At 70.0% G+C, this 16,423-nt stretch carries 15 protein-coding genes and 1 pseudogene; 12 read left to right on the top strand and 4 right to left on the bottom strand.

Translation table 11 applies throughout. The features are described 5' to 3' along the window. Nucleotides 1-116: 116 nt before the first annotated feature. A complete protein-coding gene (locus ABZ818_RS26680; protein ID WP_361419553.1) occupies nt 117-248 on the bottom strand; it encodes a hypothetical protein in 132 nt (43 codons plus the stop codon). 346 nt (nt 249-594) lie between these two features. On the opposite strand from ABZ818_RS26680, the gene ABZ818_RS26685 reads away from it, so the two are divergent. Beyond that, the gene (locus tag ABZ818_RS26685) at nt 595-2,784 is read left to right on the top strand and encodes a hypothetical protein (protein WP_361419556.1); all 2,190 of its coding nucleotides are present in this window, start codon (nt 595-597) and stop codon (nt 2,782-2,784) included. Between the two features lie 79 nt (nt 2,785-2,863). Then, entirely contained in the window at nt 2,864-3,052 is a 189-nt protein-coding gene (locus ABZ818_RS26690; protein WP_361419559.1) for a hypothetical protein, read from the top strand. A gap of 444 nt (nt 3,053-3,496) precedes the next feature. On the opposite strand, the gene ABZ818_RS26695 is transcribed toward ABZ818_RS26690, so the two are convergent. Further along, the gene (locus ABZ818_RS26695; protein ID WP_361419562.1) at nt 3,497-4,063 is read right to left on the bottom strand and encodes a hypothetical protein; all 567 of its coding nucleotides are present in this window, start codon (nt 4,061-4,063) and stop codon (nt 3,497-3,499) included. A 494-nt stretch (nt 4,064-4,557) separates the two neighbouring features. On the opposite strand from ABZ818_RS26695, the gene ABZ818_RS26700 reads away from it, so the two are divergent. The 6 genes and pseudogenes from ABZ818_RS26700 (at nt 4,558) to ABZ818_RS26725 (ending at nt 7,944) form a co-directional block, all read left to right on the top strand. After that, the gene (locus ABZ818_RS26700; protein ID WP_361419565.1) at nt 4,558-4,995 is read left to right on the top strand and encodes a DUF6228 family protein; all 438 of its coding nucleotides are present in this window, start codon (nt 4,558-4,560) and stop codon (nt 4,993-4,995) included. A 55-nt stretch (nt 4,996-5,050) separates the two neighbouring features. Then, nucleotides 5,051-5,674: pseudogene (locus tag ABZ818_RS26705) on the top strand (NAD(P)H-dependent glycerol-3-phosphate dehydrogenase); the annotation flags it as partial. Between the two features lie 69 nt (nt 5,675-5,743). Further along, nucleotides 5,744-6,100, top strand: coding sequence for a hypothetical protein (locus ABZ818_RS26710; RefSeq protein ID WP_361419568.1), 357 nt, complete (start codon nt 5,744-5,746; stop codon nt 6,098-6,100). Between the two features lie 537 nt (nt 6,101-6,637). Next, nucleotides 6,638-6,940, top strand: a complete 303-nt coding sequence (locus ABZ818_RS26715; RefSeq protein WP_361419571.1) for a hypothetical protein — start codon at nt 6,638-6,640, stop codon at nt 6,938-6,940. A 20-nt stretch (nt 6,941-6,960) separates the two neighbouring features. Continuing rightward, nucleotides 6,961-7,581, top strand: a complete 621-nt coding sequence (locus ABZ818_RS26720; RefSeq protein ID WP_361419574.1) for a C39 family peptidase — start codon at nt 6,961-6,963, stop codon at nt 7,579-7,581. A gap of 51 nt (nt 7,582-7,632) precedes the next feature. Further along, nucleotides 7,633-7,944 carry a UDP-N-acetylmuramoylalanyl-D-glutamate--2,6-diaminopimelate ligase gene (locus ABZ818_RS26725; RefSeq protein WP_361419577.1) on the top strand — a complete coding sequence of 104 codons (312 nt, stop codon included), beginning with the start codon at nt 7,633-7,635 and terminating at the stop codon, nt 7,942-7,944. A gap of 170 nt (nt 7,945-8,114) precedes the next feature. Here the strand turns inward: ABZ818_RS26725 and ABZ818_RS26730 are convergent, their stop codons facing one another. Next, a complete protein-coding gene (locus ABZ818_RS26730; protein ID WP_361419580.1) occupies nt 8,115-8,951 on the bottom strand; it encodes a TetR/AcrR family transcriptional regulator in 837 nt (278 codons plus the stop codon). A 207-nt stretch (nt 8,952-9,158) separates the two neighbouring features. Between ABZ818_RS26730 and ABZ818_RS26735 the strand changes: the two genes are divergently transcribed. From ABZ818_RS26735 to ABZ818_RS26750, 4 genes are all read left to right on the top strand, one after another. Further along, nucleotides 9,159-10,760, top strand: a complete 1,602-nt coding sequence (locus ABZ818_RS26735) for an MFS transporter (protein ID WP_361419583.1) — start codon at nt 9,159-9,161, stop codon at nt 10,758-10,760. Nucleotides 10,761-11,264: 504 nt separating this feature from the next. After that, on the top strand, nt 11,265-12,410 hold the full coding sequence (locus tag ABZ818_RS26740) for a winged helix DNA-binding domain-containing protein (RefSeq protein WP_361419586.1): 1,146 nt from the start codon (nt 11,265-11,267) through the stop codon (nt 12,408-12,410). Nucleotides 12,411-12,490: 80 nt separating this feature from the next. After that, nucleotides 12,491-13,552, top strand: coding sequence for a P1 family peptidase (locus ABZ818_RS26745; protein ID WP_361419589.1), 1,062 nt, complete (start codon nt 12,491-12,493; stop codon nt 13,550-13,552). Nucleotides 13,553-13,726: 174 nt separating this feature from the next. Further along, nucleotides 13,727-15,184, top strand: a complete 1,458-nt coding sequence (locus ABZ818_RS26750; RefSeq protein ID WP_361419592.1) for an aldehyde dehydrogenase family protein — start codon at nt 13,727-13,729, stop codon at nt 15,182-15,184. Between the two features lie 72 nt (nt 15,185-15,256). On the opposite strand, the gene ABZ818_RS26755 is transcribed toward ABZ818_RS26750, so the two are convergent. After that, nucleotides 15,257-16,390 (bottom strand): TIGR03364 family FAD-dependent oxidoreductase, encoded by a 1,134-nt coding sequence (locus ABZ818_RS26755; RefSeq protein WP_361419595.1) that lies wholly within the window; start codon nt 16,388-16,390, stop codon nt 15,257-15,259. Nucleotides 16,391-16,423 lie beyond the last annotated feature (33 nt).

Below are 16,423 nucleotides of genomic sequence, written 5' to 3' on the forward strand. Positions count from 1 at the left end.
TCACCAGGGGCCTCCTTCGCCGTGACGAATGTGAGCCACCTGGGACCTACCCGGGAACCCACGGGGGCGGAGGCCCCGCCCCTTCATCGCATCAAAAGCTCTGGATCGGTAGCTGTTCACGCTGTTTCGTGGTTCAGGTGGGTGAGCCCTTCGATGGAGTCCAGGCGGACCTGCAGGGCGAGGTCCGGGGTCGGAGTGGTGGCGAGCAACAGCACCTGGGCCGCCGGGTGTTCCGGGGCGTAGAGCATCGTCGCCGGGGGCCTGCGTACTGGATGTACTCGGGTGATGCGACAACGCGGCTGAGGGTCCCCCTGCTCGAAGAGCTCGGGGGAGCCGTGCCGGGCGTCGCGAGCCGGTGAACCTTTCCGGTCGCAGTACTAGAGTGCGCTGATCGACTCCTGAGTCGGGTGGGCAGGGAGCGATTCTCTAGGGGAAGGAACAAGGGGGCGGTTGATGTCCAGGTTTTGGGTCAGGGGTGTCCGAAGATCTGCCGAGGCGGGGTTGTGCGGGTCAGTGTTGACAGCCTCGCTGCTGGTTGCGCCCGGCGCGATGGCGTCGGACGGCGATTCGGCCGCTGGAGGAATGGTCGGAGTGGTGTCCACGGCACCGGGCGTGGCACACCGCGGCGGACCGAGCGCCGCGTTGGGGGACGGTGGGCGCGTCGAACTCGTCGGTGGACGGCAGGTTCATGTCACGGCGGGGCTGAAGGGCGCAGGGGCGGGCGCGGGGCGCTACGCCGTCGCCGCTGTGAACGGCATGGTGTCCGTGCGGCCGGACGGGGCGCACACGGCAGACCGTACAGCCGCGACGCTTCCGCTGACCATGGCGGGCGTCGATGGCACGCGCACGCCGGCCGCGCGGGGCGGTCTCACGACCATGAGCACCACGGCGTCCACGTACTCGGTGAAGCTGAGCATCACGCACGCCAACGTCACGACCAAGCAGTTCTATGTCTGGAACCGCACGACGTGGACGGCCTACGCAGTCGACAGCAGCGCCTACGGTGCCACGGCAACGGTGAAACTGCCGTCCGGTGACTACTTCGCCGTGGCGCTGCACATGGACTGGCGGCAGCCGAGCTATCTGCTCACCCGCACGTTCACGGTCGGTTCGGCCGCCACCACGGTCGCCTTCGACCAGAGGGCGGCCAAGCAGGCCGGGATCCGTACCGACGACACCACTGCCACCCGGCAGTCCTCCGCTGTGTGGCTGAGCGTCCCGGGAGGCGACCTCGCGGGCTTCGCTAGTTCGGGCGCCGACAAGGTCTACGTCACCCCATTCTCGATGCGGGGCGTCTCACTGCGGATCCACGAGGTGCTCGGCAAGAAGGGTGCCTCGGCCAGCGTGCCGAGCCCCTACCGCTACGACCTCACGCACGGCTTCACCACCACGGTGCCCGCCTCGCCCGTCGTGACGGTCCCCACCTCCGCCCTGGCGAAGACCGTCACGCAGGTCCGCGCACCCGGCACCCGGACGACCGCGAACCTGCAGACCGTCCCCTCCTTCGGCGAGTGGACGGGCGTCTTCATCGGCAGCGCGGTGCCCGTGGGCGGCTCGGTCACCGAGTACGTCACACCCGGCGTCACCTCCATGCGGCTGCTGAACTACGGCACCGGTGAACAGAACCTGATCCTGCCTGATCGCACCCTGCCCGCCGGGACCAGCGCGGGCGAGGTCCTGGGCGCGGCCCCGCTGCAGCCGGTGCGTGGTCCGTGGCCTGGCTCGCAGTGGTACCGCGGGAAGGTCTCGCTGTACGAGGGGCACACCTTCAGCGACACCGCGGGCCACACGGGCCACGACTTCCGGGCGAAGTACTCGTACAAGCTGACCGGCTCGGACGGCGTCACCTACGCCCAGGCGTCGGGTCTCGACTTCTCCCACGGACTGACGTCGTCGACCGTGCCGACGTCGCCGCAGACGTACACCCTCGACCAGACCGTCCACCGCCGCGTCCCGTACTCCCGGCTGTCTACGGACGTAAGCAGCAAATGGACGTTCCGGGCGGGCTACGCCGAAGGCAAGGAACTCCCCTTGATCGACACCGAGGTGAGGGTCTCGGGGCTCGACGCGATGGGGCGCGCCGCCGCCGGGCCGGTCAGGGTCAACGCGAGCGCCACCACCCGCAACGCGGACACGGCGCAGGCGAACACCAAGATCACGGGCCTGGCGTACTCCACGGACGACGGCGCGACCTGGACCGATCTTCCCGTCGCGGCCGACGGCTCGGCGACGTTGGACGTTACCGCCACCGGCTCCTTCGTCACCCTCCGCGTCACCGCCGCCGACGACCTGGGCGGCAGCCTCAGCCGCACCATCGAGCGGGCGTTCGCGGGGCCGGTCCCGCAGGGCAACGAGACGGCGGGCGCGACCCGCATTTCGAACATCGTGGTGAACGGCGGCAAGCCGGTGGAGCTGTCCGACCAGCCGCTCCAGGAGTTCAAGGCGAAGTTCACCGCCACCGACCCGTCGGGGATCGCGAGCGGTGACATGTACCTGTACCAGGGTTCGTACGACACCCCCAACGCCGTCCTCTACAGCCCCTGGCGAGCGACCTGCACCAAGGTCAACGCGACTACGTCCACCTGCCAGGCCCAGTTCGCCTACATCCACCCGCGCTGGACCCTCGGCCGCAACTCCTTCGCCGGCACGTGGAAGGTCGCTGCCTGGGCCGAGTCCGCGGACGGTACGGGCCACGTCGACCTGCACGCCGCCAAGTCGGCGGCCGTCCTTCGTGACGCGACCCTGACGGCCAACGCGACTCCCGAGCCGGTAGACCAAGGGTAAGACCCTCACCATCACCGGCAAGCTTTCCCGCGCGGACTGGGAGACGCTCGGCGGCTATCACGGCTACGCCGATCAGAAGGTGAAGCTCCAGTTCCGCAAGAAGGGGACGTCCACGTACACGACCGTGAAGACGGTCACCACCAGCAGTTCCGGAAACCTGAAGACCACGGTGAAGGCGTCGACGGACGGCTACTGGCGATACACCTTCGCCGGCACGTCCACCACCGCATCCGCCACCGCCGGGGGCGACTACGTCGACGTCCGCTGACGTCGCGACCGCCGTGGGGCCCGGCTTCCACCGGCCGGGCCCTACGGCAGACGCCACCGGAACGCCACCGGCCCAAGCCCTCGAGCGCGTTGAGCAGCCTGGGTCGGCCGGGGTGAACTCCATGGCGGACAGAAACCCGGACCGGGCCGCCGACAAAGAACCCCCAAGCCTTGACTTGGGGGTCTCACATGGAGCGGGTGACGAGAATCGAACTCGCGCTCTCAGCTTGGGAAGCTCGGGTTCTTTGGCGGGGTTGCTGAGCTGACCTGTGCTGGCGCCCTAGTCGCTTTCGCAGCCAGGCCCCGTTGTTCCCCGCACGATCTGGCACGCGAATGGCACGCCCCCTCGTCGAGCGGTCTGGGCAGAGGGCGGGCCTTCCACATGCTGGCACTGGAGACGAGGGCGAGGAATCGTCTCGGTTCTCTCGGACGTGGCGATGCCGGGTCAACACCAGGCAGTGCCGTCATGGCTGGCTGTGACTTCCAAGCTGTAGTCGTCGGAGCTGTCCCCGAGATCGCTGGGGAACCACACAGCGAGATGGGCGGTAGTGCCCGCGACGGGCTTCTCGAAGCAGAGCGCTGAGGTGTCGATCGCGAGGCTGCCGGGTGCCGGAGACGGTGAAGGGTTGGCGCCCTTGAGTCGCCAGCCGTCCTCTGCGGCGGCCTTGCGGTAGAAAGTCAGCACGCTGGCCCGGGATGTCGTGAGTCGGTAGTACTGCCCGGCGTAGGCGAATCCGTCATCGTCGTCGCATCCGGAGTACCGCTCGCCCTCGGGCCACGTCTGGCTCGGGTGCGTGTCGAGGATGGACGAGGACGCCAGTGTGGGGGCGAACTCTTCGTCAGCCCTGGTACAGCCGTAGAGCCCACCCGAAAGCGCCCACACTCCCGTTGCCGCGATGACGGCTATGCCGCCCGCGCCGACGAGAATCAGTGTGGCCGCTGCCTTCAGCTTCAGGGCGCGGAGCGTAGCGTAGCGGATCTGGAAGACGGGGAGTGCACGGCCCGAGCCCACCAGTAAGCCCCCGCGCCGTGAAGAAGCGGCGACTCAGGGGCTTACAGCCGTGGACCTACTTCTTCTTGCCCTGGGTCTTGCCGGGGATCTTGGTGAGCTGGGTTTTGGCTGCTCAGAAGCGGTAGGGCCGGGCGCTTGATGGTCGTTATTGGTCGTCCTTGGTCAGCGTTGAGCGGCCTCGGACGGCCCAGGGACGGCCCAGAGGGCTGAGCCGTCCCATGGCACCACCTTCTGATCTGTAGCTCTATGTGGATCGGTCATCGACGGTCGTATCGGACGTGCATCGGTCTGGTGCGGCTGCCAAAGCACGGGACTGGTCGTTGCGGTTGCTGTACTTCACTGCTGTACAGCCGGATCCCAAAGGCCGTCAGGAACCAGATTATGTGCAAGATCCACAGCCATGGTAGACGATCGCGTCTGAAGGATGCCGCTCCCGATGCTGCTCCGTCCGAGAGTGGCGGCTGCCCGCCAGCCCGGTCTTCTAACCTGTTCGTGTGATCGACTACGACGATTCCGGACGCCCAGCCGTCCAGGTGGGGGACCCCGGTCCCGTCCGCCTGCTGCTGTCGGAGCCGACACGCCCGTTCGAGGATGATCCAACGCTCGACTTCCTCATCAGGGCCTGCGGGCTTTGGGGAAGTGTTGAGACCTCGGTACAGACCTGGGACGGTGACGGCCTCGACACCTTCCTCGCCTCGCTTGCCGAAGACTTCCGGGGCTGGGAAGACGCACGTACCTGGCACTCCCTCTGCTACGACCTGACCCTCTCAGCGGAGCACCGTGGTAGCCACGTCCAACTGACCTGGGGCATCCACGATCGGGCGCCCTCCGAGGAATGGCACTTCGAGACCACCACGGCACATGCGGCAGGCGAGGACATGCGCAACCTCGCCGCCGACATCCACACATTCATTGCGAGCATCGCCAAGTAGCCGAAAGCGTCTCAAGTCGGGGCGCACCGTCCTTGAAGTGTGGCCAGCACCCGGTGTGAGCGCGGACCGGGTAGCGGTGCTGTCGGGGCCGAACCTGGCCCGCGAGATCATGGTCGGCCAGCCGGCCGCCGCGACCATCGCTTGCCCGGACGAGGACGCCGCGCGCCGCTTCCAGACGGCGTGCCACACTCGGTACTTCCGGCCCTACACCAGCACCGACGTGATCGGTTGCGAGCTGGGCGACGCGGTGAAGAACGTCATCGCCCTGGCGACCGGCATCGCCTCCGGCATGGGCCTCGGTGACAACGCCACGTCCATGCTCATCACCCGGGGCCTGGCGGAGACCACCCGACTGGCAACGGCCATGGGCGCCCACCCGGCCACCCTCGCTGGCCTGTCCGGCATAGGGGACATGGTGGCCACCTGCACCTCCCCACTCTCCCGTAACCGGACCTTCGGCGCGCACCTCGGCCAAGGCATGACCATCGACGAGGCCGCCGCCGCCACGCGGCAGACGACCGAGGGCGTCAAGAGCGCCGAGGCGATCCTCGCCCTCGCCCGCGCCCATGACGTCGAGATGCCGATCACCGAAGTGATCTCGGCGCTGCTGCACGACAAGGTCACCCTCGACGAGGCCGCGGCCGCGCTGATGCAGCGGCCCCCCAAGCCCGAGCGCTGACCCCCGGGCCGGCCCGGCGCGCGGGCCGCCCGCCCCTTCCTTCACCCTCCCTGTTCTCGGAGGCTCCTCATGCACGGTTCCGTGCTGCCCGCTGTCCAGGCCGCCGTCACGGTCGGCCTGGTCGTGTGGATGATCAGCGGCTTCACACCCCTGACCGGGCGCTGGATGCGCTGGAAGATGTTCTGCCGGGCCACGTTCACGATCATCACGCTCACCGGCACCACCAAAGACGGCCGTACCGAGGCGGTGAACGTCTACGACTGGCTCTCTCCCGGCAGCTTCATTCTCGGGCCGCCGCAGCTCCAGACGATCGTCAACCACCTCGTGGCGTCCGGCCGTTACGCCAGGGTCGACGGCCACGGCCGCGTGCTGTCCGCGCGTGGCGAGCAACCCGTGGAGGTGAGGAGTAGCCGTGTGGTTCTTTGACGCGCTCGCCTCCGGGTTCCAGCACCCCACCGATCCCGCGCGCCTCCAGGCCTTCCGGATCGTGTTCGGGACCGTGCTCACCGCACGGTTCGCGCTCTCCTTCGGTCAAGGCGGCTGGGACCGTCTCACCCCTGGCTCGCTCAGTGCGCACGTGGTGGAACAGCGTTTCGGTCCGGCGCGCGCCCGGCTGCTGGTCTCGGTCTACCGGCCCGCGCTGGTCGTCCGCACGGTCGCGACCGTCGCCCTGGCCGTGGGGATCGCTCCGCGCCTGGCGCTGGTGCTGGTCCTCGCCGGGTCCGCGATGGAGCTGCTCTACCTCCGCAGCCCGAACGCCGTCCGTTACACCCTGCTGACTGGGGCCTGCCTGCTACTCGCCGGGGACCTCGGCACCGGCCTGCACATCGCTCACGGCTCCAGCACGGCCAACGTGTGGGCGCAGGTCCTCCTAGTCCTGGTCACCACCGACATCTATTGGAACTCAGCCTGGCAGAAGCCTCGTTCCGAGCAGTTCCGCAGCGGTTGTACCTGGCTCAGTGGGTGCACGTCTACAGCCAGGTGCGCGAGCGGCTTCCCCACCGTCGCCAGTACGCCGTCCCCGGCCTCGTCTGCCGCTACATGGGCAACCTCACCGACCGTGACGTCCGCCTGTGGCGGCTCGTCTCGGCCGCCGTCATCGCCTTGGAGATCGCGCTACCTCCGGCGCTGCTCGTTGAGCAGACGATGCCGTACGCCGTCGCCGCCGGCATCGGGATGCACGCCGCCTTTACGTGCTTGAAGCCTCGTCAACTCATCACGTTCTCCGGCCTCACAGTGGGTACGTACCTGGGCTTCGCGGCTTGAGGCGCGGCACCCTGGGGCGCATGAGCACCCCGAGGATCCTTCACCCCGTCCCCTACTACGCGCAGTGGGAATCCGCCGCCCTCGTCCCGGAGTTCATCACCGGCCAGCGGGACGCGGCGGATGACCCGCTCTGGCAGAAGTCAGGCGCCGACAGCCCGGCCGAGTACGCGTTTTGGGCGCCGCGCATGTGTGGCGTCGCGTGCCTGCGGATGGCGCTGGACTACTGGAGGCGCCCGGTGCCCCCCTCCGTGCCGCTTGTCCGGGAGCTGTGCGAGGCCGGCGCCTACGTGCGCGACGGGGACCAGGTGAAGGGCCTGATCTACCAGCCGTTCGCAGAGCACGTCGGGGACCGTTGGGCCCTCCAGGCCGAGGCGGTCCCGGACCTGCCCGCCGCCCGTGTCCGTGAAGAGGTCGCGGGCGGGCGGCTGGTGCTGTTGTCCGTCCACAAGACGATCCGCACGACTGACGACGAACCACCGAGCAAGGGCGGGCACCTGGTGCTCGCCGTCGGCGTGTATGAGGAGGGCGTGATGCTGCACAACCCGTCAGGGCTGCCCGGCGTATCCCAGGAGGCCCACAGAGTCCCATGGGCTCGCCTGGCCCGGTACTACGCAGGCAGGGGTGTGGTCCTCGGTGGCTGACCAGACGACCGGCCAGGCCGCCGACGACGGCCCGTATCGCGGCGGATCGCCGTGCTCGGGGAGATGCTGGAGCTGGGCGACGAGGCGGCCAAAGCCCATTGGGACGTGGGGCAGATGGCCGGTGAGTACGGCATCGACCTCGTCATCGCCGTGGGCAGCGGCATGGCCAAACAGCTTGCCCTGGGCGCGGCCGATGCTGGTGCCGAGGTCGCGATCGTCCGGGACAACGAGACCGCTACCGCCGTCCTGGACAAGCTGCTGGGGCCCGGGGACATTGTCCTGATCAAGGGCTCCCGCGGCGGGATGCGGTGGCAGATCGCGCAGGCCCTCACCGGCCAGGACATCACCGACATCCTGAGCTGACGACGTGAGGAGGACACCGGCTGTGCGCTTTCACCCGGGGTGGCTGGAGCCCGTGATGCCCGTGCAGTACGTGCCGACCCTCGGCCCTGCACGCCTTCGACTTCTCGGTCTGGCGGCCGGCGCTGCCCATTGGCTGGTACGCAGCCCTGGAGGTGCTGGAGCTCAGTCCTTTAGGAACGGTCGATGCCCTTTCGCGTGAGATCGGCTGCGATGCCGTCCAGGACACCGGCGAGACCTGAGGCGAACAGGGCATCGAGGTCCCAGGGGTCGGCGCCCGCGCGCATCGCGCGGGCGAGCCGGGGATACGCCCCGGGTTCGTACAGCGGGTTCTGTGCGTGATCCGAGGCTTTCGCCCCCTGTTTCGCGGCGATCCTCGACTGCCGCTCCGCCTCCGCATCGCTGACGAGGATCAGCGCCACGCCTTGCACGTAGGAGGCGAACATGAACATGTACCGGAAGGCATCGGCGGGTTCGAGGTCGAGCCCGTCGAAGGAGGAGAGGGCGCTTTCGCTGTCCGCCGCGAGAGCCGGGCTGAAATACGCGCGGGTCGTCACCATGACCCTCGGCAGGATCCACGGGTGGCGGTGGTACAGCTCCCAGTCGCGGTACGCGGCGCGTTCGAGGCCGTGACGCCAGTTTCGCGGTGGTGAGTCGGGCGGCGGCACGTCGGCCATCGCGGCTTCCACCATCAGGGTCACCAGGTCGTCTTTGGACGCCACATGCCGGTACAGGGACATCGTGCCGGTGCCGAGTTCCATGGCGACCCGGCGCATCGACAGCGCGTCGAGCCCCTCCGCGTCCGCGACGACGATCCCGGCCCGCACGATGCGCTCGACGGTGAGATGTGGTGCGCCGTCGTCGCCCTCCGGGACGTCGGCCGGCGTTTCCGCCCTGCGTGCCCGATAGGCCCTGGCCTGGCACGCGCGGGAACAGTAGAGCCGGGGCCGCCCCCGGTCCGTGGGCTCCAGCGCCTTTCCGCACGACGCGCATGCCGGCTGCACGGACATCAACGAACTCCTTTTCGTCACACCTCAGGGTTGTGTCGAAATTCTAGCCCGTTAGCGCGAGTGTGTGCACAGTTCAGGAGAAACAGCAGGTCAAAAAGCTGTTTTGTCGGATCAGCGCGTGGGCGTACTCTGTACGCGTTGGTGCGTACAGAGTACGCATCCGGGTGGTTAAAAGTCCGTCCGGATCTGCACGGCTCAGGAGAGGGCATGACCGAAGAGAAGAAGAAGAGAGCCGGAACCAGGGAGTGGGTCGGTCTCGCCGTCTTGGTGCTGCCCTGCGTACTGGCATCCATGGACATGGCCGTCATGTTCATCACGCTCCCGTCCCTGACGGCCGACCTCGCACCGAGCAGTTCCGAGCAACTGTGGATCATGGACGCCTACGGTTTCCTCCTCGCCGGCCTGCTCATTACGATGGGCACACTCGGTGACCGCTTCGGGCGGCGGCGAGTACTGCTCACGGGCGCCGCGGCCTTCGGTGCCGCCTCGGTCCTGGCGGCCTACTCGACCAGCCCAGAGACACTCATCGCGGCCCGCGTGCTCCTGGGCATCGCCGGAGCCACGCTGGCACCGTCCACCCTCTCCCTGATCCGGAGCATGTTCCACGACGCCGCACAGCGGGCCACCGCAGTCGGCATCTGGACGGCGGGCTTCGCGGGCGGCGCCGTGCTCGGCCCGATCATCGGCGGTCTGCTCCTGGAGCACTTCTGGTGGGGATCGGTCTTCCTGATCAACGTGCCGGTGATGGTCCTGCTGCTGATCCTCGGCCCGCTGCTGCTCACCGAATACCGCGACCCCAAGCCGGGCCGTTTCGACCTGCTCGGCGCCGCCATGTCCCTCGTGGCCATGCTCGGCGTCATCTACGGCATCAAGGTGACAGCGGAGCACGGCTTCGGGTGGATTCCCCTGACGTGCTGCGCCGCCGGACTCGCAGCGGGAGCGGCATTCCTCCGCCGCCAGCACAGGGCCGCGAACCCGATGATCGACATGGCGCTGTTCCGCACGCGCCGGTTCAACTTGCCCCTGCTCATCGACGCGCTGGCGACCTTCGGACTGGTCGGCTTCAGCCTGTTCAACTGGCAGTTCATGCAACTCGTCCTGGGCATGGGTCCGTTCGAGTCGGCAGTGTGGTCCTTGCCCACCTTCCTCGTGATGCCCCTGGGCATCGCGCTGGCCACCGCGATCGCCCCCCGCATCGGTAAGCACAACGTGATCGCCGCCGGGCTGCTCGTGGCCACCGCCGGCTACGTCATGCTGGCCCTGCTCCAGGCCGATTCGGGAATCGTCCACCTCGTCAGCGGCATGACCGTCGTCTCGATCGGCATCGGCGCCGTCTCCGCGGTCGTCACCGAGGTGATCCTGTCCGCCGCACCACCGGAGCGGGCCGGGGCGGCCTCCGCCATGGCCGAAACCTCTGCCGAACTCGGCGGGGCGCTGGGCATCGCGCTCCTGGGCAGCATCGGCACCGCCGTCTACCGTTCGGACCTGGCGGCCAAGGCTCCTGAGGCCCTCACGCCCAAGGAGCTGGAAGCGGCGAGGAGCACCCTCGGCGGCGCCGTCGAGACCGCCGCCGCCCTCCCCAGGGGCGCCGCCGAATCCCTGCGGCGTGTGGCCTTCGACGCCTTCGCCCGGGAGGCCCGGATCGCCTCGGTGGCCCTTGCCGTCCTGATGTCGGGCGCGGCGATCCTCATCGCCACCCTGCTCCGCACCGCAGGCACCCGGCCCGAACCCGAGACCCCCCAATCCCCAGCGGAGCACCATGACGGGGACCGCGCAGGGGACCTGCGCTCCCGGGCAACCTCGTCCTGAGCGCGGAGGGTGAGCCGTACCGGTCGGATCTCCAGCGAGATTGGGTTCAGCCTGCGGCACGAAGTGACCGACTCCGGGTGCTCGCTCGACGGCAGTTGCTACCGCTTCACTAAGTCCCAGCGTTGACCCCTGGAGTTGACTCCTGAGCCGGCCCCGCCGTCCGCCGTCGCGGATGGTCGGGGCCGCTTCAGCGTTCATCTGGCAGCGGGTGAGCCGGATGCGCGGCAGCTTTCGGTCATCCTCGCGGCCGACGCGGGCTCGTGGAGCCCGGGAACGGGTACGGGCTGGTCAGGGCCCTACGCGTTCGCGATTCCCACGCGGTGTTCCCACGGGAACACGGGCGACGGTCCGAGGCGGCCCGAGGCGGGCCGGGACGGGCTGACGCGGGTTGAAGCGTGGAAGTTTCCGCAGGTCGGAGAGAAACCGCAGGTCAGAGGTATTGCGAGGGGCCCTTTGGGCGGGGTTCCCCGCACGACCGGGAGACAGGCTCGGCATGATGGCCGGATGATTACCGCGCGTGCCCTCAACCGCTCAACCCTCGCCCGGCAGTTGTTGCTCGACCGGGAGCCGCTCACCGCCGCCGACGCGGTACGGCGCGTGGTCGCTCTTCAGGCACAGCAGCCCGCCTCGCCGTACCTGGCGCTGTGGAACCGGCTCAGCGGTTTCGACCCTGCGGGCCTCGACGCCGCCGTGGCGGGCCACCGGGCGGTCAGGTCGACGCTGATGCGGATCACGCTGCACATGGTCCACGCGGAGGACTACCGGGTGTTCCGCGAGGCCATGGAGCCGACACTGCGCGCCTCCCGGCTCGGCGACTCCCGCTTCACTGCGTCCGGGCTCACCGCCGCCGACGCCCACGCGCTGATCCCGGGACTGCTGGAGTACACCGGCCGGCCGCGGTCCGCCGCCGAGGCGCGGGGCCGCATCGAGGAGTTGCTGGGCGCGCCGGTGGAACCGGCGGCCTGGCGGATGCTGCGGCAGTACGCGCCGCTGTGGCACGCGCCCACCGGAGGACCCTGGTCGTTCGGCACGCAGCAGTCGTACGTCGCCGCCGGCATGCCACCGGAGCTGGCCGACCCGGACGCCCCCGTCGCGGGTCTGCGCACTCTGATACGCCGTTACCTGGAGGGCTTCGGCCCGGCGTCGGTGGCGGACATGGCGCAGTTCGCCCTGGTCCAGCGGGCCAGAGTGAGGGCGGCGCTGCAGTCACTCGCCGCCGAACTGGATCAGTTGGAAGGCCCCGACGGCACGGTGCTGTACGACATCCCCGGCGCGCCGCGGCCGGCCGAGGACACCCCGGCCCCGGCCCGGCTGATGGCGATGTGGGACAGCATCCTGCTGGCCTACGCCGACCGCGGCCGCGTCATCCCGCCCGCCTACCGCAAGCTGGTGACGCGCGTGAACGGCGACGTACTGCCCACCCTGCTGGTCGACGGCTACGTCGCCGGCGTCTGGCGTCCCGTCGACGGAGGAATCGAGGCCACCGCCTTCCACCCGCTTCCGGAGCACGTCTGGCGGGGACTGGCCACGGAGGCCGGCTCGCTGATGCGGTTCCTCGCCGACCGCGAGGACACGGTCTACCGGCGCTACGGCCACTGGTGGGCCAAGGGGCTGCCGGCCGCCGAGACACGCCTGCTGCGCGGCGACTGAGCCGTACCCCATGCCGGTGCAGGCCGACCCGTCCGCCCCGGCTGCCCGAACGAGCGGTGCGGCGCGTAGCGTCCGGTCCTATGGAACCCATGGCACACGTCCAGTCGGCACAGGGCACCCGGCCGCGGGCCCGTGACCTCGGCATCGTCGTCGGGCGGGGCGGTACCGGGCCCCTCAACGCGATCACCGATGTGCCGGGCGTCCGGGTCGGGCACACCACCATCCGGCGTCCTCCCGACGTGCACAGCGGAGTGACCGCGGTCGTGCCCGGGACCGTCGGCCCCCACTCGCCGCTGCCCGCCGGGGTGTTCACCGGCAACGGCTACGGCAAGCTCATCGGCACCACCCAGCTCACCGAACTCGGCACGCTGGAGACCCCGGTACTGCTCACCTCCACCCTGTCGGCGTTCCGGGTCGCCGACGCCCTCGTCGGATGGATGCTCGAACAGCCGGGATGCGGCGAGGTGCAGAGCCTCAACCCGGTCGTGGGCGAGTGCAACGACGGCTTCCTGTCCGACATCCGCGCGCGGCCGGTGCTCGAGGAGCACGTCCGGGCCGCGCTCGACGGAGCGTCCGGCGGTGCGGTGGCCGAGGGCTGCGTCGGAGCGGGAACCGGAACGGGCGCCCTGGGATTCAAGGCGGGGATCGGAACCGCCTCGCGCACCCCCGAACTGGCGGGCCGGCGGTGCACGGCCGGGGTCCTGGTGCAGGCGAACTTCGGCGGCACGCTGCGGGTGCTCGGCCGCTGCGTCACACCTGGGTCCCTGGGCCTGGCCGAAGCTCCGGCGCCGGTCGCGGAGACCGGCTCCTGCATGATCGTGCTGGCCACGGACGCCCCCGTCGACGCGCGGCAGCTCACCCGCGTCGCGCGGCGGGCCGTGTTCGCCCTGGCTCGCACCGGCGCGGCCTACAGCCACGGCAGCGGCGACTACGCCATCGCCTTCGGTACGCGACCGGAGGCGGGCGCCCCGGCGGCGGACGCCGAACTGGGGCCCCTGTTCGAAGCCGTTCTCGACGCCGTCGAGGAGGCGGTGCTCAACTCCCTGCTCGCCGCGACCACGACCACGGGCTTCGGCGGCCGCACCCTGCCGGCCCTACCCGCGGACCGGCTGATCGACGCCCTCAGAACTCCCGCGCTCTGATCGGTCCCGTACGAGACGGCGCGGCCGGCCGGCTGACCCCCGATCAGCGGCGGCACGCGATAGGCCGCGGCTATCGGCCGCATTGGGCAATCGCGCATTGTGACGGCCCGGCCCTTCGGAGAGCCTGACCACGTCCGGCAGCACGGCCGGCGTTGGTCCAGCGAAGGGGAGGGCATGACACAGTCACAGCACCTTCGGCGCAACTTCATCGACGGACAATGGGACCCGGCCGAGTCGGGACTGACCAGGGAGAACACCAACCCGGCCGACGTCAGCGACCGGATCGGGGAGTTCGCCGAGTCGGGCGGCGTCGACGTGGACCGGGCGGTCGACGCCGCCACGGCCGCACTGCCCGGCTGGCGTGGACTCGGGCCGGTCCGGCGAGCCGAGTTCCTCGCACGGGCCGGAACCCTGCTCACCGAAAGGGCCGAGGAGTTCGCCGCCGTCATCACCCGCGAGCAGGGCAAGCTGCTTGCCGAGGCACGCGGTGAGGTGGCCCGGGCACGCGCCGTGCTCGACTTCACGGCCGGGCAGGCGCGGCTGCTCGGCGGCGTGACGGCGCCCGCGGAGGACGAGCGCACGTTCGCCTACACCTTCCGCCGCCCGATCGGCGTGGTGGGTCTGGTCTCGCCGTGGAACTTCCCTCTGGCGATCCCGATGTGGAAGGCGGCACCGGCGCTGCTGTCGGGGTGCACGGCGGTGCTGAAACCCTCGCCGCTGACCCCGCTCACCGCGGCCCTGCTGGTGGAGGTGTTCCAGCAGGCCGGAGTCCCGGACGGGGTACTCAACCTGGTGCAGGGCGACGTCGCGGCCGGCGAGGCGCTCGTCGCCAACCCGGCTGTGGCGGGCATCAGTTTCACCGGCTCGCTCGCCGTGGGCACCGCCATCCAGACCGTCGGCGCGGACCGTCTGCTGCGCACCCAGTTGGAGCTCGGCGGCAAGAACGCGGTCGTGGTCTGTGACGACGCCGACCTGGACCGGGCCGTGGACGCCGTCGTGCACGGCGCGTTCGGGCAGGCCGGACAGCGGTGCAGCGCGACGAGCCGCGCGGTGGTGGACGTACGGGTGCGGGAGGAGTTCCTGGAGCGGCTGGTGCCACGGGTCGCCGGGCTGCGCGTCGGCCCGGGTGACGACCCGGCCTCCCAGGTGTGCCCGGTGGTCAACACGGTACGCAGGGACGCGGCCCTGTCGGCGATCGCCGGGGCTCAGCGTGACGGCGGCAAGGTGCTCTGCGGCGGCGGCCCGGAGGAACGGGCGGACCTGCCACAGGGATGCTACGTGCAGCCGACGGTGATCCGGGACGTCCCGTGGAACAGCGAGCTCGCCCAGGAGGAGGTCTTCGGCCCGGTGCTGGCCGTGGTCCACGCGGACGGGTTCGACGACGCGATACGGATCGCGAACTCGGTGAAGTACGGAATGAGTGCGACGGTGTTCACGGCCTCCCAGTCACGGGCGTTCGAGGCGGTGGAGCGCTTCGAGGCGGGGATGCTGCACGTGAACCGGCCGGGCGTCGGCGCGTACGCGCATCTGCCGCACACGGGCGCCAAGGCGTCCCAGTACGGGCCCCCGGAGTGTTCACCCCAGGTGTGGGACTTCTACACCGCATGGCATTCGGCCTGCATCGCCTACTGACCCGGAAGACCGGTCCGGAAACGGTGAGGAGCCCGGCGGGAACGTTCCGCCGGGCTCCTCACCGTCCTGCGCTCAGCCGCCGATGTTCTCCTCCGCGAGTCCGAAGGACAGGGTCATGCCGGCGCCGCCGACACCGTTGACGACGGTGACGGCCGGCTCCGGGGAGACGACGAGTTCGGTGCGCCCGTCCCGCAGCGAGGGGTAGTAGCCCGCCCAGCGTTCGGTGACGCGGGCGTCGGGGAGGGCGGCGAAGGTGTCCAGGTAGGAGAGGACGGCCTCGTTGATCTCCTCGTTCTCGAACGGATCGTGCGTCATGCCGTAGGCGTGGCTGTCGCCGATCGTCAGCCGTCCGTCCGCCGTCTGGGACAGCAGGACGTGGATGCCGTGCTCGCGGTGGAACGGCAGCTCGACGGCCATCCGGTCGGCGAGCGCGGCACGAGCGGTCAGGCCGTTGAAGGCCGCGTAGTGCAGCAGGGTGAGACCACCGCAGAGCATCGGCCCGAGTTGCCGGCCGCCCGGCTGCACGCCGGTCCGCATCATCTGGAGCTTGCAGCGGACCAGGCCGCTCTCGGCGAAGACGTCCGGATAAAGCGTCGCGAAGTCGTTCCCGCTGCACACGAAGACCCGCTCGGCGTGCCACTCGCCCGCGGTCGTGGCGACAGCCGGCATGTCGATCGAGCGCACGGTGGTGCCGAACCGGATGTCCACCCCGTACTCGGCGACGAGGTGTTCGGCGACGGCGGGGATCGCCCGCCGGGGGTCGACGTTGACCTCGGTAGGACTCCACAGGGCGGCCAGCAGACCGTCCGGCCGGGCGGTAGCGCTGCGCTCGGCCGCCTCCCGGGCGGTGATCATGGTGGTGCCGCGTTCCCGCGCGGCGGGCGCGGCGGCGAGGAACTCCTCGAGGACCGCCACCTCGTCGGGGTGGTGGGCGAGGTGCAGCGAGCCGGTCTGCTCGGCCCACAGCCCGGTCTTGGCGGCGATCTCCAGCCAGATCTCCCGGCTGCGCAGCGCACGTTCGTAGACGGCGCCGCGTTCCTGGCCGACGGCCCAGATCATGCCGAAGTTGCGGATGGAGGCGCCGACGGCGAAGTCGTCGCGTTCGAAGACGACGACGCGTTCGCCGCGGCGGGCGGCGGCCAGGGCGTGCGCGAGTCCGACGATGCCTGCGCCGACGACGACGGTGTCGGCCCGGTTGACGGTCATGGGGTGTTCCTCTCTGGGTACGGCGGAAGGTAC

It is taken from the genome of Streptomyces sp. NPDC047453 (genome assembly GCF_040643155.1).
Taxonomy (GTDB): Bacteria; Actinomycetota; Actinomycetes; order Streptomycetales; family Streptomycetaceae; genus Streptomyces.